At 68.1% G+C, this 23,633-nt stretch carries 21 protein-coding genes; 13 read left to right on the forward strand and 8 right to left on the reverse strand.

The features are described from left to right. Positions 1–10: 10 nt before the first annotated feature. From recA to MWN33_RS15700, 3 genes are all read left to right on the forward strand, one after another. Complete coding sequence (gene recA, locus MWN33_RS15690) at positions 11–1,096, forward strand: recombinase RecA (RefSeq protein ID WP_247201983.1); 1,086 nt, start codon at positions 11–13, stop codon at positions 1,094–1,096. A gap of 207 nt (positions 1,097–1,303) precedes the next feature. Beyond that, on the forward strand, positions 1,304–3,955 hold the full coding sequence (gene alaS, locus MWN33_RS15695; RefSeq protein WP_247201984.1) for an alanine--tRNA ligase: 2,652 nt from the start codon (positions 1,304–1,306) through the stop codon (positions 3,953–3,955). A 38-nt stretch (positions 3,956–3,993) separates the two neighbouring features. Then, positions 3,994–5,250, forward strand: a complete 1,257-nt coding sequence (locus MWN33_RS15700) for a cyclic nucleotide-gated ion channel (RefSeq protein ID WP_247201985.1) — start codon at positions 3,994–3,996, stop codon at positions 5,248–5,250. Positions 5,251–5,333: 83 nt separating this feature from the next. Here MWN33_RS15700 and MWN33_RS15705 read toward each other — a convergent pair whose 3' ends face one another. Next, a complete protein-coding gene (locus tag MWN33_RS15705; protein ID WP_247201986.1) occupies positions 5,334–6,545 on the reverse strand; it encodes an NADP-dependent isocitrate dehydrogenase in 1,212 nt (403 codons plus the stop codon). A gap of 288 nt (positions 6,546–6,833) precedes the next feature. On the opposite strand from MWN33_RS15705, the gene MWN33_RS15710 reads away from it, so the two are divergent. The 6 genes from MWN33_RS15710 to MWN33_RS15735 all read left to right on the forward strand — a co-directional run bounded on the left by MWN33_RS15710 (position 6,834) and on the right by MWN33_RS15735 (position 12,238). Next, positions 6,834–7,679, forward strand: a complete 846-nt coding sequence (locus MWN33_RS15710; RefSeq protein WP_247201987.1) for an RNA methyltransferase — start codon at positions 6,834–6,836, stop codon at positions 7,677–7,679. Positions 7,680–7,848: 169 nt separating this feature from the next. Then, positions 7,849–8,697: a glutamate racemase gene (gene murI / locus MWN33_RS15715; RefSeq protein WP_247202089.1), complete on the forward strand. Its 849-nt coding sequence runs from the start codon at positions 7,849–7,851 to the stop codon at positions 8,695–8,697. An 81-nt stretch (positions 8,698–8,778) separates the two neighbouring features. Continuing rightward, positions 8,779–10,059 (forward strand): lytic murein transglycosylase, encoded by a 1,281-nt coding sequence (locus MWN33_RS15720; RefSeq protein ID WP_247201988.1) that lies wholly within the window; start codon positions 8,779–8,781, stop codon positions 10,057–10,059. A 41-nt stretch (positions 10,060–10,100) separates the two neighbouring features. Continuing rightward, the gene (locus MWN33_RS15725) at positions 10,101–10,334 is read left to right on the forward strand and encodes a hypothetical protein (protein ID WP_247201989.1); all 234 of its coding nucleotides are present in this window, start codon (positions 10,101–10,103) and stop codon (positions 10,332–10,334) included. Positions 10,335–10,524: 190 nt separating this feature from the next. Further along, positions 10,525–11,142 (forward strand): 30S ribosomal protein S4, encoded by a 618-nt coding sequence (gene rpsD / locus MWN33_RS15730; protein WP_247201990.1) that lies wholly within the window; start codon positions 10,525–10,527, stop codon positions 11,140–11,142. 580 nt (positions 11,143–11,722) lie between these two features. Further along, complete coding sequence (locus MWN33_RS15735) at positions 11,723–12,238, forward strand: class I SAM-dependent methyltransferase (protein ID WP_281493816.1); 516 nt, start codon at positions 11,723–11,725, stop codon at positions 12,236–12,238. 87 nt (positions 12,239–12,325) lie between these two features. Here the strand turns inward: MWN33_RS15735 and grxD are convergent, their stop codons facing one another. The 6 genes from grxD to purC all read right to left on the reverse strand — a co-directional run bounded on the left by grxD (position 12,326) and on the right by purC (position 17,152). Next, the gene (gene grxD, locus MWN33_RS15740; protein WP_247201992.1) at positions 12,326–12,664 is read right to left on the reverse strand and encodes a Grx4 family monothiol glutaredoxin; all 339 of its coding nucleotides are present in this window, start codon (positions 12,662–12,664) and stop codon (positions 12,326–12,328) included. Positions 12,665–12,742: 78 nt separating this feature from the next. Then, entirely contained in the window at positions 12,743–12,976 is a 234-nt protein-coding gene (locus tag MWN33_RS15745; protein WP_247201993.1) for a BolA family protein, read from the reverse strand. A 13-nt stretch (positions 12,977–12,989) separates the two neighbouring features. Then, positions 12,990–15,203: a phosphoribosylformylglycinamidine synthase subunit PurL gene (gene purL / locus MWN33_RS15750; protein WP_247201994.1), complete on the reverse strand. Its 2,214-nt coding sequence runs from the start codon at positions 15,201–15,203 to the stop codon at positions 12,990–12,992. 49 nt (positions 15,204–15,252) lie between these two features. Further along, entirely contained in the window at positions 15,253–15,951 is a 699-nt protein-coding gene (purQ, locus tag MWN33_RS15755) for a phosphoribosylformylglycinamidine synthase subunit PurQ (RefSeq protein ID WP_247201995.1), read from the reverse strand. A 5-nt stretch (positions 15,952–15,956) separates the two neighbouring features. Then, positions 15,957–16,199: a phosphoribosylformylglycinamidine synthase subunit PurS gene (gene purS, locus MWN33_RS15760; RefSeq protein ID WP_247201996.1), complete on the reverse strand. Its 243-nt coding sequence runs from the start codon at positions 16,197–16,199 to the stop codon at positions 15,957–15,959. Between the two features lie 146 nt (positions 16,200–16,345). Then, positions 16,346–17,152: a phosphoribosylaminoimidazolesuccinocarboxamide synthase gene (purC, locus tag MWN33_RS15765; protein WP_247201997.1), complete on the reverse strand. Its 807-nt coding sequence runs from the start codon at positions 17,150–17,152 to the stop codon at positions 16,346–16,348. 310 nt (positions 17,153–17,462) lie between these two features. On the opposite strand from purC, the gene MWN33_RS15770 reads away from it, so the two are divergent. From MWN33_RS15770 to MWN33_RS15790, 3 genes are all read left to right on the forward strand, one after another. Beyond that, positions 17,463–17,786: a DUF1476 domain-containing protein gene (locus tag MWN33_RS15770; RefSeq protein ID WP_247201998.1), complete on the forward strand. Its 324-nt coding sequence runs from the start codon at positions 17,463–17,465 to the stop codon at positions 17,784–17,786. Between the two features lie 199 nt (positions 17,787–17,985). Further along, positions 17,986–20,712, forward strand: a complete 2,727-nt coding sequence (locus MWN33_RS15785) for an SH3 domain-containing protein (protein WP_281493806.1) — start codon at positions 17,986–17,988, stop codon at positions 20,710–20,712. Between the two features lie 193 nt (positions 20,713–20,905). Then, positions 20,906–21,541, forward strand: a complete 636-nt coding sequence (locus tag MWN33_RS15790; RefSeq protein ID WP_247201999.1) for an SH3 domain-containing protein — start codon at positions 20,906–20,908, stop codon at positions 21,539–21,541. 26 nt (positions 21,542–21,567) lie between these two features. On the opposite strand, the gene purB is transcribed toward MWN33_RS15790, so the two are convergent. Then, positions 21,568–22,875 carry an adenylosuccinate lyase gene (gene purB / locus MWN33_RS15795; protein WP_247202000.1) on the reverse strand — a complete coding sequence of 436 codons (1,308 nt, stop codon included), beginning with the start codon at positions 22,873–22,875 and terminating at the stop codon, positions 21,568–21,570. A 145-nt stretch (positions 22,876–23,020) separates the two neighbouring features. Between purB and MWN33_RS15800 the strand changes: the two genes are divergently transcribed. Then, positions 23,021–23,632, forward strand: a complete 612-nt coding sequence (locus MWN33_RS15800) for an RAD23 family protein (protein ID WP_247202001.1) — start codon at positions 23,021–23,023, stop codon at positions 23,630–23,632. The last annotated feature ends 1 nt before the right edge of the window (position 23,633 follow it).

Consider the following 23,633-nt stretch of genomic DNA (forward strand, 5'->3'; position numbering starts at 1 on the left):
GAGCCCGGCGATGACTCAAGCGTCTCTGCGACTCGTTGAAGGATCTTCCATGGACAAGGCCAAGGCGCTGGACGCCGCGCTGACTCAGATCGAGCGCCATTTCGGCAAGGGCTCGATCATGCGTCTCGGGAAGAACGACAAGATCATGGAGATCGAGACGGTCTCCACCGGCTCGCTCGGGCTCGACATCGCGCTCGGCATCGGCGGGCTGCCGCGCGGCCGCATTGTTGAGATTTTCGGGCCGGAATCGTCCGGCAAGACGACGCTCGCCCTGCACACCATCGCCGAGGCGCAGAAGAAGGGCGGCGTGTGCGCCTTCATCGACGCCGAGCACGCGCTCGACCCGATCTATGCCCGCAAGCTGGGCGTGGACCTCGACAACCTGCTGATTTCCCAGCCCGACGCCGGCGAGCAGGCGCTCGAGATCGCCGATACGCTGGTGCGCTCGGGCGCGGTGGACGTACTGGTGGTGGATTCGGTGGCGGCGCTGACCCCGCGCGCCGAGCTCGACGGCGAGATGGGCGACAATCAGCCCGGCATGCAGGCGCGCCTGATGAGCCAGGCGCTGCGCAAGCTCACCGCCTCGATCAACCGCTCGCACACCATGGTGATCTTCATCAACCAGATCCGCATGAAGATCGGCGTGATGTATGGCAGCCCGGAGACCACGACGGGCGGCAACGCGCTGAAGTTCTACGCCTCCGTCCGCCTCGACATCCGCCGCATCGGCGCGATCAAGGAGCGCGACGAAGTGGTGGGCAACCAGACCCGCGTGAAGGTGGTCAAGAACAAGCTGGCGCCGCCGTTCAAGCAGGTCGAGTTCGACATCATGTATGGCGAGGGCGTCTCGAAGATGGGCGAGCTCATCGACCTCGGCATCAAGGCCGGCGTGGTCGAGAAGTCGGGCGCCTGGTTCTCCTATGACAGCCAGCGTCTGGGCCAGGGCCGCGAGAACGCGAAGAACTTCCTGCGGCAGAATCCCGACGTGTCCGGCCGCATCGAGGCGACGATCCGCCAGAATGCCGGGCTTATCGCCGAGCAGATCCTCGCCGGCGCCGAGGCGGGCGAGGACGACGAGGGCGAAGGCGAGGCCTGATCTTTCCGGCCTAAAACCCGCACCTGACCCCGGCGCCCGCGTGGCGCCGGCATCCGTCTTGCCCGGCGCCGGCATGGGGCGGCCGGGGGGTACTCGTGCTTTCTGGACAAGGGGTTGACGCGTCGTTAGAACCGTTGCGCCCGCGCCGGCGCGGGCCGGCGCCGTTCCTTGAGGCGCCGCTACTTCTCATCGGCGGATCCGGGTTTCATGAGCGGCGTTAACGAGATACGTGCGACCTTCCTCGATTATTTCGCGAAGAACGGTCATCAGGTGGTGGAATCGTCGCCGCTCGTGCCGCGCAACGACCCCACGCTGATGTTCACCAACGCCGGCATGGTGCAGTTCAAGAACGTCTTCACCGGCATCGAGAAGCGTCCTTATTCGCGTGCCGCTACGTCGCAGAAATGCGTGCGCGCCGGCGGCAAGCACAACGACCTCGACAATGTCGGCTACACCGCCCGCCACCACACCTTCTTCGAGATGCTCGGCAACTTCTCCTTCGGCGACTATTTCAAGGAGAATGCCATTGAATTCGCGTGGAACCTGATCACCCGCGAGTTCGAGCTGCCGGTCGATAAGCTCATGGTCACCGTCTACCATGAGGATGACGAGGCTTTCTCGCTGTGGAAGCGCATTGCCGGCCTGCCCGATTCGAGGATCGTGCGCATCGCGACCTCGGACAATTTCTGGCAGATGGGCGACACCGGCCCCTGCGGCCCGTGCTCCGAGATCTTCTACGACCACGGGGCGCACATCCCCGGGGGACCGCCGGGTTCGCCGGACGCCGATGGCGACCGTTTCATCGAGATCTGGAATCTCGTCTTCATGCAGTTCGAGCAGCTGCCCGGCGGCGAGCGCGTCGCGCTGCCGCGCCCTTCCATCGATACCGGCATGGGGCTGGAGCGTATCTCGGCGGTGCTGCAGGGCACGCACGACAATTACGAGATCGACCTGATGCGCGCACTGACCGGCGCGGTCGAGGAGATGACCGACGTGCCCGCCGACGGCCCGCAGAAGGCGAGCCATCGTGTCATCGCCGATCATCTGCGCGCGTCTACCTTCCTGGTGGCGGACGGCGTGCTGCCCTCCAATGAGGGGCGAGGCTACGTGCTGCGCCGCATCATGCGCCGCGCCATGCGCCACGCGCAGCTTCTCGGCGCGCGCGACCCGCTGATGCACCGCCTCGTTCCCGTGCTGGTGCGCGAGATGGGCCGGGCCTATCCCGAGATCGTGCGCGCCGAGCCGCTGGTCGCCGAGACGCTGCGGCTGGAGGAGACCCGCTTCCGCAAGACGCTGGAGCGCGGCCTGTCGATCCTGGAAGCGGAGAGCGAGGGGCTCGGCGCCGGCGCGAAGTTCTCGGGCGAGACGGCTTTCAAGCTTTACGACACCTATGGCTTCCCGCTCGACCTGACCGAGGACGCGCTTCGCGCGCGCGCGATCACGGTCGATGTCGACAGCTTCAACGTCGCCATGGAGCGCCAGCGCGCCGAGGCGCGCGCCTCCTGGGCGGGCTCGGGCGAGGCGGCGACCGATACGGTGTGGTTCGGCGTGCGCGAGGAGGTCGGTGCGACCGAGTTCCTCGGCTACGGCACCGAGGCGGCCGAAGGCTCGGTCACCGCGCTGGTGGCGGACGGGCGCCGCGTGCCGGAGATCGCCGCCGGGGCGCGCGGCCTCGTGGTGCTGAACCAGACGCCGTTCTACGGCGAATCCGGCGGCCAGGTCGGCGACACCGGCACGCTGACCGGGGAGGGCGGGCTCAGCGCCCGCGTGCTCGGCACCCAGAAGAAGCTCGGCGACGTCTTCGTCCATGAGGTCGAGGTCGAGGCCGGCACGCTCACTGTCGGCGCGCCTGTCGTCCTCACCGTAGACCCCGACCGCCGGCAGGCGATCCGCGCCAATCATTCCGCCACCCATCTGCTGCACGAGGCGCTGCGCCGCGTGCTGGGCGACCATGTCGCGCAGAAGGGCTCGCTGGTGGCGCCGGACAGGCTGCGCTTCGACTTCAGCCACCCCAAGCCGCTCGACGAGGAGGAGCTTCGGCGGGTGGAGGACATCGCCAACCGCATCGTGCTGCGCAACGAGCCGGTGGTGACGCGCCTGATGGCAGTGGACGATGCCATCGCGTCGGGCGCGCGGGCGCTGTTCGGCGAGAAATATGGCGAGGAAGTGCGCGTCGTCTCCATGGGCACCGACCCCGGCAATGGCGCGCCCTATTCGGTCGAGCTGTGCGGCGGCACCCATGTGGCGCGCACCGGCGACATCGGCATCGTCAGCGTGCTCGGCGAGAGCGCGGTCGGCGCGGGCGTGCGGCGCATCGAGGCGCTGACCGGCGACGGTGCGCGTTTCCACCTGAACGCCGAGAGCCGCGCGCTGCACGGTGCGGCGGGCCTGCTCAAGGCGCCCGTCGGCGAGGTCGAGGCGCGCATTGCCCAACTCGTCGAAGAACGCCGCAAGCTGGAGCGCGAGCTCGGCGAGGCGCGGCGCAAGCTTGCCATGGGCGGCAGCGCCGGCGGCGAGGAGCCGACCCGCACGGTGGGTGACGTGAAGCTGCTGGCCCGCGAGGTGACGGGCATCGAGCCGAAGGATCTCAAGAGCCTGGTCGACGAGGGCAAGAAGCGTATCGGCTCGGGCATCGTCGCCATCGTCGGTGTCACCGGCGAGGGCCGGGCCGGCCTCGTTGTCGGCGTCACCGACGACCTGACCGACCGCTACGACGCCGTGGCGCTGGTGCGCCATGGCGCCGAGGCGCTGGGCGGCAAGGGCGGCGGCGGCCGGCGCGACCTCGCGCAGGCCGGCGGGCCGGACGGCGCGCGGGCGGCCGAGGCGCTGGCGGCGATCGAGGCTGCGCTCGCCGGCTAGCGCCGCGCGGGGGCGTCTCCGGCCGGGGAGTGGCGCCCATGACGGCGCGCAGGCAGGACAAGGGACGGCTGGCGACGGCCTGGTGGCGCGCGCGTCGTCGTCGCGTCTATCAGGTGCTGGAGCGGGATTCGGCGCAGGACCGCTGGTCCGAATGGGTCAATCTCGGCCTCATCGTGCTCATCGTGCTGAACGTGTTCGCCGCCGTACTCGAAACGGTGCCGAGCCTGCTGCTGCACGACCATGTCGCCTTCCTCATCTTCGAGCGGCTGTCGCTGCTGGTGTTCGCCGGGGAATATATGCTGCGCGTCTGGGTGGCAGTGGACGATCCGCGCTTTCGCGGCGCGTCGCCCCTGCGCGCGCGGCTGCGCTACATGCTCACCCCGGTGGCGATCGTCGATCTGCTCGCCTGGCTGCCTTTCATCGTCTCGGCGCTTTTCGGCGTCAATCTGAAGACGCTGGCGATCCTGCGCCTGCTGCGCTTCGTCAAGCTGGTGCGCTATTCGCCGGGCATGCAGTCGCTGCTCGAAGTGCTGCACCGCGAGCGGCAGTCGCTGCTGGCCTGCTTCTGGCTGCTGGCGGCGGCGGTGCTCATCGCCGCCTCGGCGATGTATGTGGCGGAAGGTGCGGTGCAGCCGGAGCGGCTTGGCTCCATTCCCGCCGCCATGTGGTGGGCGATGGCGACCGTGACCACGGTGGGCTATGGCGATGTCTACCCCGTGACGGCGGCGGGGCGCATCATTGCCGGCATCACCATGGTGACGGGCATCGTGATGATCGCGCTGCCGGTCGGCATCATCGCGACCTCCTTCGTCGACGTCATCAAGCGCCGGGATTTCGTCATCACCTGGGGGATGGTGGCGCGCGTGCCGCTGTTCGCCGATCTCGACGCCGCCGGCATCGGCGAAATCCACAAGGCGCTGTCGGCGCATACGGCGCAGCCCGGTGAGATCATTGCTCGCCGCGGCGATCCGGCCCGCTCGATGTATTTCATCGCGTCCGGCGAGGTGGCACTGGAGTTCGCCAATGAGACGACGGTGCTGAGCGACGGGCAGTTCTTCGGCGAGATGGCGCTGCTGCATTCGGCCCGCCGCGCGGCGACGGCGCGGGCGCGCACGCGCTGCATGCTGCTGATGCTGGAGGCCGAGAACCTCGCCGACGTAATCCGCCGGCATCCGGAGATCGGCCTGCGCATCCGCGCCATGGCGCGCGACGAGGAAGGCCCGCAGGCACTGAGCCGGCGCGTTGACATTGCGGAGGGCGAGCTTCACGCCGAGGAGGGCTCGCCCCGGTCCTGAGCCGGAGGCCGGCACCGGCCCGGCAGTGTCCCGGGACGCCGTGGCGCCCCGGGATCGTTCTGGCGTTCTTTAGCCGGCGGAGATCAGGCGAGCGCCTTGGAGAGGTTCTCGGAGATCTTGTCGAGGAAGCCGGTGGTGGACAGCCACTTCTGGTCGGCGCCGACCAGCAGGGCGAGGTCCTTGGTCATGTAGCCGCTCTCCACCGTGTCGACGCACACCTTCTCCAGCGTGGCGGCAAATGCGGCGAGGTCGGCGTTGTCGTCCAGCTTGGCGCGATGGGCGAGGCCGCGCGACCAGGCGAAGATCGAGGCGATGGAGTTGGTCGAGGTCTCCTTGCCCTTCTGGTGCTCGCGGTAGTGGCGCGTCACCGTGCCGTGGGCCGCCTCGGCCTCGACAGTCTGCCCGTCCGGCGTCATCAGCACCGAGGTCATCAGGCCGAGCGAGCCGAAGCCCTGCGCCACGATGTCGGACTGCACGTCGCCGTCATAGTTCTTGCAGGCCCAGACATAGCCGCCCGACCACTTGAGCGCCGAGGCGACCATGTCGTCGATCAGACGGTGCTCATAGGTGATCTTGCGCTTGTCGAACTCGGCCTTGAACTCGGCGTCGAACACCTCCTGGAAGATGTCCTTGAAGCGCCCGTCATAGGCCTTGAGGATGGTGTTCTTGGTCGAGAGATAGACCGGGTAGTTGCGCGCCAGGCCGTAGTTGAGCGAGGCGCGGGCGAATTCCTTGATCGACTCGTCGAGATTGTACATCGCCATGGCGACGCCGGCCCCGGGGGCCTTGTAGACCTCGTGCTCGATCACCGCCCCGTCCTCGCCGACGAACTTGATCGACAGCGTGCCCTTGCCGGGGAACAGGAAATCGGTGGCGCGATACTGGTCGCCGAAGGCGTGGCGGCCGACGATGATCGGCTGGGTCCAGCCCGGCACGAGGCGCGGCACGTTCTTGCAGATGATCGGCTCGCGGAAGATCACGCCGCCGAGGATGTTGCGGATGGTGCCGTTGGGCGAGCGCCACATCTTCTTCAGGCCGAACTCCTGAACGCGGCCTTCGTCCGGGGTAATGGTGGCGCACTTCACGCCGACGCCCACGCGCTTGATCGCATTGGCCGCGTCGATGGTGACCTGGTCGCCGGTCGCGTCACGGTTCTCGACGCCGAGGTCGTAATACTCCAGCGGCACATCGAGATAGGGGTGGATCAGCTTGTCCTTGATGTACTGCCAGATGATCCGGGTCATCTCGTCGCCGTCGAGCTCGACGACCGGATTCGCCACCTTGATCTTCGCCATGAAAATTCACCTCGCACGGAAATTGTCGGAGGGGTCGCGGCGCATGTCCGCGCGGGCAGACGCCGGATGCGCGGGTGATACCGCGCCGGGCACCTCAGGGAAAGCAGTTACCGGGCCAATTTCGGCGGAAAGGACCCGCTACGGCGCCTTCTCCACCCAAGCTTTTTTGGCATTTGGTATGCGGTATGGCGATCGCGCCTCAAGGTCCGGCGGCGGGACGCTTCGCAAGCGCGGCGCGCGCGGCTATATCAGCGCCCTTGCGCGACCTACCGAGAGCGAGGAAAGCCCATGTCCGGCGCCGGCACCGACAGCACCAAGGCATGGCCGGAAGGCGGACCGGTGGTCATTCTCGTCGAACCGCAGCTCGGCGAGAATATCGGCTCGGCCGTGCGCGCAATGGGCAATTTCGGCCTGTCGCGGCTGCGCCTTGTCAATCCGCGCGAGGGCTGGCCGAACCCCAAGGCGGTGACCTTCGCCTCCGGCGCCGACCGCATATTGGAGACTGCCGAGGTCTTTCCGGACCTGCGCGCGGCGCTGGCGGGAATCAACTTCGTCGCCGCCGCGACGGCGCGCGAGCGCGGCATGCAGAAATCCGTGCTCGGCGCGGACGCCGTGGCGGCGGAGACGGCCGGCCGCATCGCCGGCGGCGAAGACGTGGCGCTGGTGTTCGGCCGCGAGCGGACGGGGCTCTATACGGAAGAGGTCTCGCTCGCCGACGTGATCCTCACCCTGCCGGTGAACCCGGCCTTTGCCTCGCTCAACCTCGCCATGGCGGTCGCGGTCGTCGGCTATGAATGGTTCAAGCTGGCCTCGAACGGCGCGCTGCCGTTCCAGCAGCCCGACCGCTACCCGATCGCCGACAAGGCGGACCTGCTCGCCTTCTTCGACCATGTGGAACGCGAGCTCGACGAGGCGCTGTTCTTCCGCTCGCCGGAGAAGAAGCCGGTGACGATCCGCAATATCCGCAACATCTTCCACCGCGTCGGGCTGACCCGGCAGGACATCGCCACGCTGCATGGCATGGTCACGGCGCTGGTGGAAGGGCGCGGCACCCGCGAGGCGCGCACCGCCGCCCGGCTCGCCGGCGGGAAGAAGCCGCTGGCCGGCCCGGAAAGTTCGGAACCGACGGACTGATCGCATCTGGAGGAGAGAAGGGGCGTTCCGCAACGTTCCGTTCACCAGGATGCGCCACAATGATGCCCGGGATGGAGGACATCAGATGCGTATCGAGGCTTCTCCCGCTGCCGGCGTGACCGGCGCGCACGGCGTCTCGCCTCTCGCTTCGCCAACGGGGCTTTCCGCCGTGTCGTCGCTGCCGATCCGATCCGCACCCGCGGCGCTGCGCGCGCCGACCATCATCGTGTTCGATTCCGGGCTGGGCGGCCTCTCGGTGTTCCGCGAGCTCGCCCGCACGCGGCCCGACGCGCGCTTCGTATATGCCGCCGACGACGCCGGCTTTCCCTATGGACCGCGCGGCGAGGCCGACCTTATGGCGCGGGTGAGTGCGGTGATGGACGCGCTCATCGGCCGGCTGGCGCCCGATGCCGTCGTCATCGCCTGCAACACCGCCTCCACGTTGGTGCTGCCGGCGCTGAGGGCGCGTTACGCCATTCCCTTTGTCGGCACGGTGCCGGCGATCAAGCCGGCCTGCGAGGGCTCGCTCACCAAGCAGGTCAGCGTGCTGGCGACGCCCGGCACGGTGAAGCGCGACTACACGCAGGCGCTGATCCGCGATTTCGCCGGAGACTGCCGGGTGACGCTGGTCGGCAGCACCGGGCTCGCCCGGCTCGCCGAGGAGGCCATGGCGGGCGCGGAGGTGGCGGACGAGGCGTTCGCCGCCGAGATCGCGCCGGCCTTCATCCGCGAGGCGCGCGCCCGCACCGACACGGTGGTGCTCGCCTGCACGCATTATCCGCTCGTGCTCGACCGGCTGCAGAAGGTGGCGCCCTGGCCGGTGCGCTGGGTCGATCCGGCCCCGGCGATCGCGCGCCGGCTGTCCTCGCTGCTCGGCCCGGTCGCCTTCGCCGCGAGCCCGTCGCCGCTGCGCCTGTTCTCGACCGGCGCGCCGCTCGACGCGGCGCTGGTGGAGCGCATCGCCGGCCGGCGTGCACGGGCCGGCGAACTGGTGCCGCTGGTGCCCGCGCCGGTCTGACGGCTTTCGCTGCCGCATCCCGATACGCCTTGCCAGCGCCGCGATCCCTGCCCAGCATGCCGGAACGGCAGGAGAAGTGATGTGAGCGACGATTCCCTCCACGGCGCGGCGTTCCCGGTTCGTCCGGGTCTGGCGGCCACGCGGCGCGGCTTCCTCGCGGGCGCCGGCGCGAGCCTGCTGGCCGGCGCGCTGGGAACGGGGCGCGCCGTCGCGCAGAGCACGCGCCAGCCCTTCGACGCCTGGCTCGACGAGTTCCGGGCCCGCGCCCGTGCCCGCGGCATCTCCGATTCCGTCTATGACCGGGTAACGGCGGGACTGAAGCCGGACACCTCGGTCTATGCCAAGGACGGCGCGCAGCCGGAATTCCGCGAGCAGCTCTGGCAATATCTCAACCGGCGCATCTCGGAATGGCGGCTGAATACCGGCCGCGCTGCGGCCAAGCAGAACGCCGCGCTGCTGAAGCGGCTGGAGAAGGATTACGGCGTCGCGCCCGACGTGCTGCTAGGGCTATGGGGCATGGAGAGCGCGTTCGGCGAGCTTGTCACCGATCCCGACCACATGAAGCCGGTGTTTCCCTCTTTGGCGGCGCTCGCCTGGGGCGAGCCGCGTCGCCGCACATACTGGGAGACCGAGTTCCTCAACGGCCTTGCCGTGGTCCAGCGCGGCTGGGGCGAGCCGGACGAGATGCTCGGCTCCTGGGCCGGCGCCATGGGTCATACGCAGTGGATGCCGGAAGTCTGGCTCAATCTCGGCGTCGATTACGACGGCGACGGCCATCCCTCGCCCTACAGCGTCGCCGACGCGCTGGCCGGCTCCTCGCGCTACCTGATCCAGCGCGGCAAGTACCAGCGCGGCCTGCCCTGGGGCTTCGAGGTGACGATGGAGGGCGTGCCCGACAAATATGCCGATGCCCGCGCCTGGCGCGCCGTGGAGGACTGGGGCAAGCTCGGCATCAAGCCGGCGGGCGGCGGCAGGTTCGCGCTGCCCAAGGCGAAGGCGCGGCTCTGGGCGCCGGTTGGCACGGACGGGCCGTGCTTCCTGCTGACACAGAACTTCTATGCGGTGCGCAGCTACAACCCCTCCATGAACTACGCGCTCGCCGTCTGCCATCTCGGCGACCGGGTTCTCGGCGGCGAGGATTTCGTTACGCCCTTCCCGGGCGGCGAGCGGGCGCTGACGCTGGCGGAGATCCAGGAGGTGCAGAAGCGGCTGACGCGCGCGGGATTCGACACCGGCGGCGTCGACGGGCGGGTCGGAAACATGACGATGCGCGCGGTGGCCGGCTTCCAGCGCCGGATGGGTGTGGAGCCGGACGGCTATGCCGGCCTCGACGTGCTGGCAGCGTTGCGTCAGGGGCGGTGAAACATATGGCGCCGGCCCATGCGTCGACCTATATTTGAGCCATGGGCGCCATTCCGTTCGACACGCTGAAGCTCGCGCGAACGCTGCGCGAAAAGGCTCACTTCACCGCCGAGCAGGCGGAGGGAGTGGCTGACGCGTTGGCGGACGCCTTTCAGGACCGTGTTGCGACCAAGGACGATCTCGCCCTGCTTGAGCAGAGGCTGACGATCAAGATCGGCGGCATGCTGGTCGTCGCGGTAGGTGTTCTGACGGCCCTTCTCAAGCTGATCGGCTGACCGCCGCCCTTGACCTTCAGCCCTTTTTCTCCTAACACCCGCCCACTCGCGGGGCTGGCAACGGCCCCGCTTGGTGTTTCACGCACCCGTGGGTCGGTCCGGCGCGTTCGGAAAGACCCTGTCGGCCCCTGCAAGGGGACAGAGGAGGGGGCGCGATCCAAACCGCAACGATATGCGAGAGGACCAGCGCATGAGCAAGCGCGTTTCGGCCAAGCACAAGCTTGACCGCCGTATGGGCGAGAACATCTGGGGCCGCCCGAAGAGCCCCATCAACAAGCGTGAATACGGCCCCGGCCAGCATGGCCAGCGCCGCAAGGGCAAGCTCTCCGACTTTGGCGTGCAGCTGCGCGCCAAGCAGAAGCTCAAGGGCTATTACGGCTCGATCGGCGAGAAGCAGTTCTACGCCGTCTATGTCGAAGCCTCGCGCCTCAAGGGCGACACCGGCGCCAACCTGATCGGCCTGCTCGAGCGCCGTCTCGACGCGGTCGTCTACCGCGCCAAGTTCGTCCCCACCGTGTTCGCCGCCCGCCAGTTCGTGAGCCACGGCCACGTCAAGGTGAACGGCCGCCGCGTCAACATCCCGTCCTACCAGGTGAAGGTCGGCGATGTGGTCGAGGTGAAGGACGCTTCCAAGCAGCTCGCTCTGGTGATCGAGGCCGCCGCCTCGGGCGAGCGCGACGTGCCGGACTATCTCGAGGTCGACGCCCACAAGCTGACCGCGAAGCTGGCCCGCGTGCCCGAGCTCAACGAGGTGCCCTATCCGGTCGTGATGGAGCCGAACCTCGTGGTCGAGTATTATTCGCGCTGATCTCTCGGGGGTCCCTGCGATCCCCGGAAACGCCGATACGGAAAGCCGCCCGCGAGGGCGGCTTTTTGTTGAGCGCGGGCGGCATTCCCAAGGCTTGCGAATGTCATAGAAGGACGGCTGGACAGGGATCCGATCACTCTCCGATCCGCGCGAACTTCCCGCTATTGAACCTAGTGAGAGCGGCCTGCATGCCGGCGACATTATTGTAACCGTCGTCGGGAATCGGATAACCACGCGACGATTGCGGTCGACCTCACGCATTCGACGATGAGGTCGACCGTTCGTATTCTTTATGTCGGAGGTGCGGCATCAGCTCGTTTGAGCTGTTGCCATGTCAGCGATCGCAGATATAGCATTGCACCTTCTGGTGGTGGGGTGATGCATGATCAATTCACGGGTAAAGTCAAGAATAATAAAAACTATCTTATCTATCAATATATTTGGCTCAGATCATGAGTGTCCTATTTGTAAATGGACAGGGTTCCAATTTTATCCGCTGCGCCATCCAAGAGTGGGGCACTATAACGCTATTTGTCCACGCTGCCACTCTAACGAGCGGGCCCGTTTCGCTTTTGTCACTATGCAAAATCGGCTGAAAGGCACAGAATCCGTCCTGCACTTTGCGCCCGAAAAGTCGCTTACTGGATGGCTGAGGAGCAGGGTGGCGAATTATATCAGCTGCGATCTCAATCCCGGTGTCGCCGATCAGGTCGTCGATATTCAGGACATCCCGTTCCCCGATAAATCCTTCGATATTATCTGGTGCTCGCATGTGCTGGAGCATGTTCCCGACGACCGGAAAGCCATGCGCGAAATACACAGAGTTCTCCGCGACGGTGGGACCGCTTTGATACAAATTCCTGTCTGGCACGAGGTGACAGATGAGGACCCGTCAATAATTGACAAACAGGAGCGTATTCGGCGCTTCTATCAGGCCGACCATGTGCGCCTCTACGGGGACGATGTCGATATACGCCTTAAAGAAGCAGGGTTTTCTGTACGAACTGTTCGGCCTCATCATTTCGAGCCTGAAATAGTATTCAGAAATCAAATCGCCCAGCCGGGCAATTACGAAATATTCCTGTGCACCAAATGACCAAACGTGATCGGTAGCCTGCCATTTGCCAACAAGAAAAAGCCGCCCCGGAGGGCGGCTTCAAGCGTTCGGCAGTGAGTACGGTGTTCAGGCGGTCGCGCGGCCGGCGACGACGACGCCCTGCTCTTCGAGCAGCGTCTGCAGCTCGCCCGACTGGTACATCTCGCGCACGATGTCGCAGCCGCCGACGAACTCGCCCTTCACGAAGACCTGCGGGATGGTCGGCCAGTTGGTGTATTCCTTGATGCCCTGACGGATCTCGTCGGAATCGAGGACATTGATGCCCTTATAGTCGACGCCCAGCAGCCCCATTATATGCGCCACCTGGCCGGAGAAGCCGCACATGGGGAATTGCGGGGTTCCCTTCATGAAGACGACGACGTCGTTGCTCTTCACCTGGCTGTCGATGAAATCGTGGATGCTCATGGCCTGGCCTTTCGCCCTTGCGGGCCTCGCGAGAGGTGGTAGCGGCGCCTCGTCACCGGGTTTCGGGACGGGCCGCTTTCAGTCGGGTACATTGGTCTGAAGAGCGAGGGCGTGCAATATGCCGCCCATCTGGCCCTTCAGCGCCGCATAGACCATCTGGTGCTGCTGCACGCGGCTCTTGCCGCGGAAGCTGGCCGAGATGACGGTCGCGGCATAGTGGTTGCCGTCGCCGGCGAGGTCGCGGATGTCGACCGTCGCGTCGGGCAGCCCCTCCTTGATCAGCCGTTCGATTTCGGCTGCTTCCATCGCCATAGACGGTGCTCCCTCACATCAGGCCCGCGCCCATATAGATGGGCAGCCAGGCCTCGTGCCGCTCGCGCAGCGCGTCCACTACAATTGGGCGCTCGCCCGGGATATTCAATCGGTCGCCGCCCGTCGTGCCGAGCTTGGCGAGGGTGACGCCCGCCGTCTCCGCCCGGCGCAGCACCAGCGCCTTGGAGCCGCTCTCGACGGTGACGACGTAGCGCGCCTGATCCTCGCCGAACCAGAAGCCGTAGGGGTTGATCTCGGCCGGCGGGGCTATGAGGTTGGCGCCGATGCCCGAGGCCAGCGCCATTTCCGTCAGAGCCACCAGCAGGCCGCCGTCGGAGACGTCGTGCACGGCGGTGACGAGGCTGTCGGCGATCAGCGCCCGCACGAAGTCGCCGTTCCGGCGCTCCAGCGCGAGGTCGACCGGCGGCGGCGCGCCGTCCTCGCGGTCGAGGATCTCGGAGAGGAAGGCGGACTGGCCGAGCCAGCCGGTGGTGGCGCCGATGACGAAGATGATCTCGCCGCTGTCCTTGAAGTCCAGCGTCGCCATCTTCTCCACGTCGTCGAGCACGCCGACGCCGCCGATGGTCGGGGTGGGCAGGATGCCGCGCCCGTTGGTCTCGTTGTAGAGGCTGACATTGCCGGAGACGACCGGGAAATCCAGTTCCTTGGCGGCGGCGGCGATGCCGCGCAGGCAGCCCACGAGCTGGCCCATGATCTCCGGCTTCTCGGGATTGCCGAAGTTCAGATTGTCGGTCAGCGCCAGCGGCGTGGCGCCGACGGCGGTGATGTTGCGCCAGGCTTCCGCCACCGCCTGCTTGCCGCCCTCGAACGGGTCCGCCTCGCAATAGCGCGGAGTGACGTCGCAGGACATGGCGAGGCCCTTGGGGCCGTCCTCGACGCGCACCACGGCGGCGTCGCCGCCCGGCCGCTGCACGGTGTTGTTGAGGATCAGGTGGTCGTACTGCTCCCAAATCCAGCGCTTGGAGGCGAAGTCCGGCGAGCCGACGAGACGCTCCAGCGCGCCGGGAATGGTGGCGCTGATGTCGAGCGCGGCGGGGTCGATGCGCTGCTGCTTGGGCGTTTCCACCCACGGGCGGTCATAGAGCGGGGCCTCGTCGCCGAGTTCCTTGATCGGCAGGTCGGCCTTCACCTCGCCCTTGTGCTTCACCACGAAGCGCAAATCGTCCGTGGTGTGGCCGACGATGGCGAAATCGAGCCCCCATTTGCGGAAGATGGCCTCGGCCTGCTCTTCCTTGCCCGGCGCGATGACCATGAGCATGCGCTCCTGGCTCTCGGAGAGCATCATCTCATAGGCGCTCATGCCGGCCTCGCGGCAGGGCACGTTGTCGAGGTCGAGCTCGATGCCGAGGTCGCCCTTCGCGCCCATCTCTACCGCCGAGCAGGTAAGCCCCGCCGCGCCCATGTCCTGGATCGCGACGACGCAGCCCGCTTCCATGATTTCGAGGCAGGCTTCCAGCAGCAGCTTCTCGGCGAAGGGGTCGCCGACCTGCACGGTCGGGCGCTTCTCCTCCGCGCCCTCGCCGAACTCGGCGGAGGCCATGGTGGCGCCGTGGATGCCGTCGCGGCCGGTCTTGGAGCCGAGATAGACCACGGGCAGGCCGACGCCGGTCGCCTTGGCGTAGAAGATCTTGTCGGCGTCGGCGAGGCCGACGGCCATGGCGTTGACAAGGCAGTTGCCGTCATAGCGCGTGTGGAAGCCGACGAGGCCGCCCACCGTCGGCACGCCGAAGGAGTTGCCGTAGGAGCCGATGCCGCCCACCACGCCGGCCACCAGATGGCGGGTGCGCGGGTGCTTGGGGTCGCCGAAGCGCAGCGCGTTCAGCGCCGCGATGGGGCGCGCGCCCATGGTGAACACGTCGCGCAGGATGCCGCCCACGCCCGTCGCCGCGCCCTGGTGGGGCTCGATATAGGAGGGGTGGTTGTGGCTCTCCATCTTGAAGACGGCGGCCTTGCCGTCGCCGATGTCGATGACGCCGGCATTCTCGCCCGGCCCCTGGATCACCCACGGCGCCGTGGTCGGCAGGCCGCGCAGATGCAGGCGCGAGGACTTGTACGAGCAGTGCTCGTTCCACATGGCGGAGAAGATGCCGAGCTCGGTGAAGCTCGGCTCGCGGCCGATGAGCTTCAGGATGCGCTCGTACTCGTCTGGCTTCAGGCCGTGTTCGGCGACGAGCTCGGGGGTGATCTTCGGTTCGGCGGAGGTCATGCGCAGGCCGTCATTCCGTTTCGCGGTCGGGCAGGGCGGGGAGGGCGGATCACGCCTTCTCCAGCGCTCCGACGAGGCTCTCGAACAAGGCGCGTCCGTCGGTGGGGCCGACGAGCGGGTCGACATGGTTCTCGGGGTGCGGCATCAGGCCGAGCACGTTGAGCTTCTCGGAGACGATGCCGGCGATGGAGTTGGCGGCGCCGTTGAGCACCTGCGCGTCGTCGCGGCGCCCGTCCGGCAGCACGTAGCGGAACACCACGCGGCCCTCGTCTTCGAGCCGCTTCAGCGTGTCGGCGTCGGCGGTGTAGTTGCCCTCGCCATGCGCGACGGGGTAGCGCACGACGGCGCCCTTGGCGTAGCGGCGGGTGAAAGGCGTGTCGTTGCGCTCGACCTTCAGCAGCGCCTCGCGGCAGATGAAGCGCAGGCGCGCGTTGCGCACCAGCACGCCGGGCAGCAGGCCGCTCTCGCACAGGATCTGGAAGCCGTTGCAGATGCCGAGCACGAGGCCGCCGCGCGCGGCATGCTCGCGCACCGCGTCCATGATGGCGGCGCGGGCGGCGATGGCGCCGCAGCGCAGATAGTCGCCATAGGAGAAGCCGCCGGGCAGCACCACGAGGTCGGTGCCGGCAGGCAGGGCGGTGTCGGCGTGCCACACCAGAGCGGGCTTCACGCCGCTGACGATCTGCAGCGCGCGCGCGACGTCGCCCTCGCGGTTGGAGCCGGGAAAGACGATGACGGCAGATTTCATGGTGATCAGCCCACGAACTCGATGCGGTAGGTTTCGATCACCGTATTGGCGAGCAGCTTCTCGCAGGCGTCCTTGAGCGTCGCTTCGGCCTTGGCCGGGTCGACGGTGTCGAGCTCGACGTCGAACACCTTGCCCTGGCGCACGCTTGCCACGCCGGGAACGCCGAGCGAGCGCAGGGCGCCCTCGATGGCCTTGCCCTGCGGATCGAGCACGGCGGATTTCAGGGTGACAAGGACGCGCGCCTTCATGGAAACACTCTCGGGGACGTTCTAGCGGGGCTGAAACGGGAGCTCGGCAAATAGAAACGGGGGCTTTGCGGCCCCCGCCTATCATCTGGCCGCGAACGGCTCAATGCCCGAATGCGGAATGGCTGACCCGAGGGCCGCGCATCCCCTTACTTCTCGGGTTCGGACTTGACCAGAACCGGGCCGCCGGCCTGACGCTCGTTCTCGGACATGATGCCGAGACGGCGCGCCACTTCGGAATAGGCCTCGACCAGCCCGCCCATGTCGCGGCGGAAGCGGTCCTTGTCGAGCTTGTCGTTCGACTTGATGTCCCACAGCCGGCACGAGTCCGGGCTGATCTCGTCGGCGACGACGATGCGCATCATGTCGTTTTCCCAGAGACGGCCGCATTCCATCTTGAAGTCCACAAGACGAATGCCGACGCCGAGGAAGAGGCCGGACAGGAAGTCGTTGACGCGGATCGCCAGAGCGATGATGTCGTCGATTTCCTGCGTGGTGGCCCAGCCGAACGCCGTGATGTGCTCTTCCGAGACCATCGGGTCGTTGAGCGCGTCGTTCTTGTAGTAGAACTCGATAATGGAGCGGGGAAGCTGCGTGCCTTCCTCGATGCCCAGGCGCGTCGACAGCGAGCCGGCGGCGACGTTGCGCACCACCACTTCAAGCGGGATGATCTCGACCTCGCGGATGAGCTGCTCGCGCATGTTCAGCCGCTTGATGAAATGGGTGGGAACGCCGATGTCGTTCAGCTTCTGGAAGATGTATTCCGAGATGCGGTTGTTCAGCACGCCCTTGCCGTCGATGACGTCGTGCTTCTTGTTGTTGAAGGCGGTGGCATCGTCCTTGAAGTGCTGAATCAGCGTGCCGGGCTCAGGGCCTTCATAGAGGACCTTCGCCTTACCTTCATAAATGCGGCGGCGGCGGCTCATGGGTGGGTACCGTCGGTTGAGGAAGTCCATCGGGGTGCCGGGGCTCCGGTTACGGGTTCTCGGCTGGGGCGCCGCTTATGCGCCATCCGGTCGCGCTCTGTCGATTCGTTTCGCGGCACCGGCGCCCTCCCCCGGACACTAGCCCATCGGGGGGGCGGATACAAACGCCGGCCCGCGCAGGGGCCCTGCGTTCCGCGCGGGCCCATGTGTCAACGGAACGCCCGCGGGGGCATGAGCGTCACATTGACGTAGGGGCGGGGCGCAGCGTCGACGGGCGTTGATTTGGGGGCGGGGGCGCGATAATCAAGCCCGCCATTACCCATACACAGGGCGAGCAAGCATGAGCACGTTCGACAACCGCGAAGACGCGTTCGAGGCCAAGTACGCCCACGATCAGAAGCTGCGCTTCAAGGCCCTTGCCCGCCGCAACCGGGCGCTGGGCCTGTGGGCGGCCGAGAAGCTGGGCCTGACCGGCGAGGAAGCGACGGCCTATTCCGTCTCGATCATCGAGGCCGACCTCGAAGAGGCGGGCGACGAGGACGTCTACCGCAAGCTGAAGGCCGATTTCGACGCCAAGGGCGTCGACGTCTCCGAGCACCGCATCCGCCGCACCATGGAAGAGCTGCTGGCCGACGCCATCGAGACGCTGAAGAACGAAGGCTGATCCGGCGCCCGGCACGGCCGGCGCCCGCGCCTTCCCATGCAGCCGGAAGCGGACGAATCAACGCTTCCGGCGCTGTGCATGAAGGTTGCATCTTGGCAACCATCTTTCCCGCATTTTATTGCGACGACACCGCTTTCGCGGCATCCCTGATGCTGGCCGCCGCCGTCCGCCCCGGACGGTGTGGGCCGGGGAGAAGCCGATGCGGTTCACGACGTCCCTCGCGCTGGCCTCGTGCCTGAGCGCCGCCGGCGCGCTCGGCGCCGCCGCGGCACCGGCGCTCACGACGGCGAGCGCGAACGTGCGTGGCGGGCCGGGCACCAATTTCCCGAGCCTCGGTACCCTGATGGCGGGTTCGCCCGTCGATGTGGTGGGCTGCTCCAACGGCTGGTGCCAGACCCAGTACGGCTACATCGCCGCCTCGCTGCTGGCGCAGGGCATGGCCGGAACGGCGGCGCCGACGTCTCCCGCTGTTTCCGGCGGCCCGGCCGCCGCGCCGGCTCCATCCATGCCTGCCGGTCCGGCCTCGGTCGCCGGCGCCGCCGCGCTCGGCTACGGCGTCGCTCCAGGTACTCCCGCAGCGCCCGCGCCGGCCCCGCGCGCTGCTCCCGTCGTTTCCGCCGCGCCTGCCCGCCCGGCCGCGCCCGTGCAGGCGCAGCCCCATGTCTATGCGCCGACGGTCGCGCACGCGCCGGTCGAGGCGACGCATCCCGGCACCGACACCACCATGGCCGGCCCGCGCACCACCATCGGCATCGCCAATGTGCGCTCCGGGCCCGGCGTCGAATACGACGTCACCAAGACGCTGCCGGACTTCACCAAGGTGGAGGTCTCCGGCTGCGCCAATAGCTGGTGCCAGACCAACGAAGGCTACATCAGCATCTATTCGCTCTCGCGCGGGCCGGTGCAGCAGGTGCTGAGTGCGGCGGCGCAGCCGCGCATTCCCGGCTCGCAGACCCGCGACTCGCTGAACGCAAACGCCTTCGGGCAGGGCGCAGCCTATGGCGCGCCGGGTTATCCGGCAGCGGGCACGCTGGCGACCGCACCGGCACCGCGCGGCCTCGCGCCGGCCGGCTACGCCGCCGGTGCCGGGGCCCCGGCCTCGACGCGCTCGACCGCGAATGTGCGCTCCGGGCCGGGCACCTCCTACCAGGTGCTGGGCACGCTGCCGGTCGGCTCGCCGGTGCAGGTCGTGTCCTGCGCCGGGAACTGGTGCCAGACGCAATATGGCTATGTCGCCGCCTCGCTGATCGCGCAGGGCGGCGCGGTGGCCTACAGCCCGGCGTCAACCTATCGAGCACCGGCACCCGTCTACGCGCCGCCGGTCGCTTCCGCGCCGGTTGCCGCCGTGCCGGTGCAAGCGCAGCCGCATGTCTATTCCCCGACAGTGCCGGCGGGTGCGGTCACGCACGCGCCTGCCGAAGCCGTGCATCCCGGCACCGACACCTCCATGGCCGGGCCGCGCACCACCATCGGCGTCGCCAATGTGCGTTCCGGACCCGGCGTCGAATACGACGTCACCAAGACGCTGCCGGACTTCACCAAGGTGGAGGTCTCCGGCTGCGCGAACAGCTGGTGCCAGACCAACGAGGGCTACATCAGCATCTACCTGCTCTCGCGCGGGCCGGTGCAGCAGGTTCTGAGCGCGGCGGCGCAGCCGCGTGTCCCCGGCTCGCAGACCCGCGACTCGCTGAGCTGGAACGCCGCCGGGCAGGTTGCCCCCGGCTATGGCGGCGCGACCTCCGGTTATCCCGCCGCGACGCCGGGTCTGCCGACACCGGCCTATCCCGCCGCCGCGCGGGCCTATGCGCCCTCGACGACGGTCGGCACCTATGCGGCCGCCGGCACGGCGACGACCACGGCGTCGGTGAATGTGCGCTCCGGCCCCGGGACGGGCTACGACGCGCTGGGCACGCTGCCGGCCGGCTCGCCGGTCGAGATCGTCTCGTGCACCGGCAGCTGGTGCCAGACGCAGTACGGCTTCGTCAGCGTGCGCCATATCGATCAGGCCGCCGGGCTCGCAAGCGCGGCGCCGGCTCCCTCGCGGCGGACCCGCGTCACCGTGCCGGCGGCCCGCCCCTATCCGGTCGGCACCAGCATCGGCACGGTGCCGATCTCGCCCGCGCAGGCGCCGCGCTATCTCGGCGCGCCGGGCATGGGTTCCTCCGCCGCTCCCGTTCAGGCCGGCGGGCTGGCGGAGGCCGGGCTCTCCGGGCAGGGCCTCGCTGGGCAGGGCGTTCCGGCCGGCAGCGCGGTCGCCGCGACGACGGTGAATGTGCGCGGCGGTCCGGGCACCGGGTACGAGGTGCTCGGCACGCTGGCGGCCGGTACGCGGGTTCAGCTCGCCGGCTGCGAGGGTGGCTGGTGCCAGACACAATACGGCTATGTGAGCGCCCGGCTGCTCGACAGTGCGGCGGGCGCCGCCGCTTACGCGCCCGCCGCGGACCCTGCCGCCGCGGGTGCCTATGCCGGGGAGGTCGCGGCGGCCGATTACGATCCCGCGCTCTACCCGCAGGGCGACTATCTGACGGCCGCCAGCCTGCCGGTCGAGGACACGCTTTCCGGCATCGGCAGCAACTGGGGCGGCTACGGGCGCGGCACGGGCTGGACCAACTGGCGCACGAGCTGGGGTCCCGGCTATTGGGGCCCGGCGCTCTACGGGCGCAACTCCACGTCCAACTGGGGGGCGCGCACCAGCTATTGGGGCGGGCGCACCAGCTACTGGAACGTCCATCCCGGCTACCCCACGCGCGAATTCGTCGGTGACCGGCGCGGCAACACCTACTGGTCGAAGCGCGGCGAGGGGCGCCTGCCGCAGGCCTCCGCCTTCTATTACGGCCTCGGTCCGCGCTGGCAGGGACCTTATGCCGAGGGGCCGGAATTCAACGGCCGGCCGGTGGTCTGGCGGCCGCGCAGCGGGGTGTGGTGACGGGTACGGGCACGCAGTCGTGTCTGGCGTCTCCCGATAGGTAATGCAACCAATTCCGCCGGAGTCGATTGCTATCGACGATGGAGCGATCGACAGGCCGGCGCACCGCTGGCCGGAGAGGCGCCAACAGGACCTTCGGGTCGAACGTCCGTGCCGGTGACGTGACGCGGCACGCACATCGAGGGAGGATGTGATGAAATTCTTGAAGTCCCTCACTCTGGCGGCGGGCCTGCTTCTCGCCGGCGCGACGGTGAACGCGGCCTCGGCGGCCGTTGTCACCGGCAATGTGAATGTCCGCAGCGGACCGGGTACCGGCTACCGCGTCATCGGCTCGCTGCCGGCCGGCGCGCGGGTCGATGTCGGGGGCTGCAGCGGCAACTGGTGCCGCGTCGGCGGCGGCTGGGTCAGCGCCAGCTTTCTGGCGGGCGGCGGCACCTCGGTGGTGGTGAACCCCAATAATTACGCGGACGACGTTGCGGTCGGCGTCGGCGCCTTCGCGCTCGGTGCGGCGGTCGGCTCGGCCTGGGGCCCCGGTTGGGGCGGCGGCGGCTGGTACGGCCCCGGCTGGGGCGGCGGCTGGTATGGTCCGGGCTGGCGTCCGCGCCCCGTCTGGGGTGGGCCGGGCTGGGGCCCGCGTCCCGGCTGGGGACGTCCCGGCTGGGGTCCGCGTCCGGGTTGGGGGCGTCCGGGCTGGGGCCCGCGCCCCGGCTGGCGCGGTCCCGGCTGGCGCGGCGGTCCGCGCTTCGTGGGGCGTCCCGGCTTCGTGGGCCGTCCCGGTTTCGGGCGTCCTGTCATGTGGCGCGGCGGCGGCGGTTTCCGCCGCTTCTGACGCACCGTTTGCGGTGAGGCCGGAGCTCAGCTCCGGCCGAATACCCGCTTGAAGATCGTGTCGACGTGCTTGAGGTGGTAGCCGAGGTCGAACTTCTCGGCGATCTCCTCAGGCGTCAGATACTGGCGGACTTCGGCGTCATTGGTCAGCAGGGTCTGGAACTCGCCCTCGCCGCGCCAGACGGGCATGGCGTTGCGCTGCACGAGGCGATAGGCGTCCTCGCGGCTGGCGCCCTTCTGGGTGAGGGCAAGCAGCACGCGCTGCGAATGCACGAGGCCGCCGAGGCGGTCGAGATTGCGCTGCATGTTCTCTGGGTAAACGACGAGCTTCTCGATGACGCCGGCGAGCCGGTTCAGCGCGAAGTCGAGCGTCACCGTTGCGTCCGGCCCGATTCCGCGCTCCACCGAGGAGTGCGAGATGTCGCGCTCGTGCCACAGCGCCACGTTCTCAAGCGCCGGCGTGACCATGCCGCGCACGAGGCGGGCGAGGCCGGTGACGTTCTCGGTGAGCACCGGGTTGCGCTTGTGCGGCATGGCGGAGGAGCCCTTCTGGCCGGCGGAGAAGAACTCCTCGGCCTCCAGAACCTCGGTGCGCTGGAGGTGGCGGATCTCCACCGCGACGCGCTCCATGGACGAGGCGACGACGCCGAGCGCGGCGAAGTACGCCGCGTGGCGGTCGCGCGGAATGACCTGCGTCGACACCGGCTCGACCTTCAGCCCGAGCTTTTCCGCGACATATTCCTCCACGCGCGGGTCGATCTGCGCGAAGGTGCCGACCGCACCCGAAATGGCGCAGGTCGCCACTTCCTCACGCGCGGCCACCAGCCGGGCGCGGTTGCGCTGGAACTCGGCATACGCCTGCGCCAGCTTCAGCCCGAAGGTGGTGGGTTCGGCGTGGATGCCGTGCGAACGGCCGATCGTCGGGGTGAACTTGTGCTCGAAGGCGCGGGCTTCCAGCGCGGCGAGCAGGCGGTCGACATCCTTGATGAGAATGTCGGCGGCGCGCACGAGCTGGACGGAAAGGCAGGTATCCAGCACGTCCGAGGAGGTCATGCCCTGATGGACGAAGCGTGCCTCCGGGCCGACGATCTCGGCGAGATGGGTCAGGAAGGCGATGACGTCGTGCTTGGTGACGGCCTCGATCTCGTCGATGCGCTCGACGTCGAAGGTCGCGTCCTTCGCCATCTCCCAGATCTTCGCGGCGGCTTCCTTCGGCACCACGCCGAGCTCGGCCAGCGCGTCGGTGGCGTGCGCCTCGATCTCGAACCAGATGCGGAAGCGGGTCTGCGGCTCCCAGATGGCAGCCATTTCGGGGCGGGTATAGCGCGGGATCACGGGCGTCACCTTTGCACGGAAGCGTTTGCCCTGCGCTCTATCAGGCATGCGGCGGAGTCGCAAACGCCCGCCGCAGGTGTCTCTGGACGAAGGCGCAATTAAAAGTAGTATCTACTCTCACTGGTTGTATTTCGTAGGGGCGGATATGGCTGATGACAACGACGTTGCGGCACCGGCGCCCGCCGGGACCGGCACTTCCGCGACGCCGGCTTCGGCGACGGGCGCCACGGGGCCGGCCGACGCGCCGGCTGAGGCAGGAGGCGCGGCGACTTCCCAGCCGGCCGAGCCGGCTTCGCCGGACCCTTCGCCAACCAGCGCGGAAATCATGTCGCGCATCGCGCGCGACGCGGAAGAGGGGGCTGGCGGTCGTTCGGCGGACCGGATGGCCGACAGGCTCATCGACGACCTTTCGGCCGATCCGAAACTGGCCGGGAATCTCGAGCGATCCCCCGAACTGGTGCGCGAATTCGCCGATGTCGCCAAGCTCACCGCCGATGCGGCGATCCTTCGTCAGTACGACCTCGAGATCATCAAGAGCAACGGGAAGCTCTACCTCACCGTGGTCGTGTGCGTGGGTGCGTCGCTCCTGATCGTGGTCGTGTCGATCTTCGTCATCGCGGTGGTCCAGCTCGCCATGATGGGTCCGACCCTGACGGGCACCATCACCATCGCGGTGCCGGACGGGCTGATCGCGCTGGGATCGGCGGCCATCGGCGCGCTGGCGGGGCTCCTGACGCCGCTGACAGGGCGGCGCTGAC

Source organism: Ancylobacter koreensis (genome assembly GCF_023016525.1).
Classification (GTDB): domain Bacteria; phylum Pseudomonadota; class Alphaproteobacteria; order Rhizobiales; family Xanthobacteraceae; genus Ancylobacter; species Ancylobacter koreensis.

What these genes read in the sequence shown, in the direction of transcription:
- recA (WP_247201983.1), top strand. Translation starts at nt 11, where the DNA reads ATGACTCAAGCGTCTCTGCGACTCGTTGAAGGATCTTCCATGGACAAG.
- alaS (WP_247201984.1), top strand. Translation starts at nt 1,304, where the DNA reads ATGAGCGGCGTTAACGAGATACGTGCGACCTTCCTCGATTATTTCGCG.
- MWN33_RS15700 (WP_247201985.1), top strand. Translation starts at nt 3,994, where the DNA reads ATGACGGCGCGCAGGCAGGACAAGGGACGGCTGGCGACGGCCTGGTGG.
- MWN33_RS15705 (WP_247201986.1), bottom strand. Translation starts at nt 6,545, where the DNA reads ATGGCGAAGATCAAGGTGGCGAATCCGGTCGTCGAGCTCGACGGCGAC.
- MWN33_RS15710 (WP_247201987.1), top strand. Translation starts at nt 6,834, where the DNA reads ATGTCCGGCGCCGGCACCGACAGCACCAAGGCATGGCCGGAAGGCGGA.
- MWN33_RS15725 (WP_247201989.1), top strand. Translation starts at nt 10,101, where the DNA reads ATGGGCGCCATTCCGTTCGACACGCTGAAGCTCGCGCGAACGCTGCGC.
- rpsD (WP_247201990.1), top strand. Translation starts at nt 10,525, where the DNA reads ATGAGCAAGCGCGTTTCGGCCAAGCACAAGCTTGACCGCCGTATGGGC.
- MWN33_RS15735 (WP_281493816.1), top strand. Translation starts at nt 11,723, where the DNA reads ATGCAAAATCGGCTGAAAGGCACAGAATCCGTCCTGCACTTTGCGCCC.
- grxD (WP_247201992.1), bottom strand. Translation starts at nt 12,664, where the DNA reads ATGAGCATCCACGATTTCATCGACAGCCAGGTGAAGAGCAACGACGTC.
- MWN33_RS15745 (WP_247201993.1), bottom strand. Translation starts at nt 12,976, where the DNA reads ATGGCGATGGAAGCAGCCGAAATCGAACGGCTGATCAAGGAGGGGCTG.
- purL (WP_247201994.1), bottom strand. Translation starts at nt 15,203, where the DNA reads ATGACCTCCGCCGAACCGAAGATCACCCCCGAGCTCGTCGCCGAACAC.
- purQ (WP_247201995.1), bottom strand. Translation starts at nt 15,951, where the DNA reads ATGAAATCTGCCGTCATCGTCTTTCCCGGCTCCAACCGCGAGGGCGAC.
- purS (WP_247201996.1), bottom strand. Translation starts at nt 16,199, where the DNA reads ATGAAGGCGCGCGTCCTTGTCACCCTGAAATCCGCCGTGCTCGATCCG.
- purC (WP_247201997.1), bottom strand. Translation starts at nt 17,152, where the DNA reads ATGGACTTCCTCAACCGACGGTACCCACCCATGAGCCGCCGCCGCCGC.
- MWN33_RS15770 (WP_247201998.1), top strand. Translation starts at nt 17,463, where the DNA reads ATGAGCACGTTCGACAACCGCGAAGACGCGTTCGAGGCCAAGTACGCC.
- MWN33_RS15785 (WP_281493806.1), top strand. Translation starts at nt 17,986, where the DNA reads ATGCGGTTCACGACGTCCCTCGCGCTGGCCTCGTGCCTGAGCGCCGCC.
- MWN33_RS15790 (WP_247201999.1), top strand. Translation starts at nt 20,906, where the DNA reads ATGAAATTCTTGAAGTCCCTCACTCTGGCGGCGGGCCTGCTTCTCGCC.
- MWN33_RS15800 (WP_247202001.1), top strand. Translation starts at nt 23,021, where the DNA reads ATGGCTGATGACAACGACGTTGCGGCACCGGCGCCCGCCGGGACCGGC.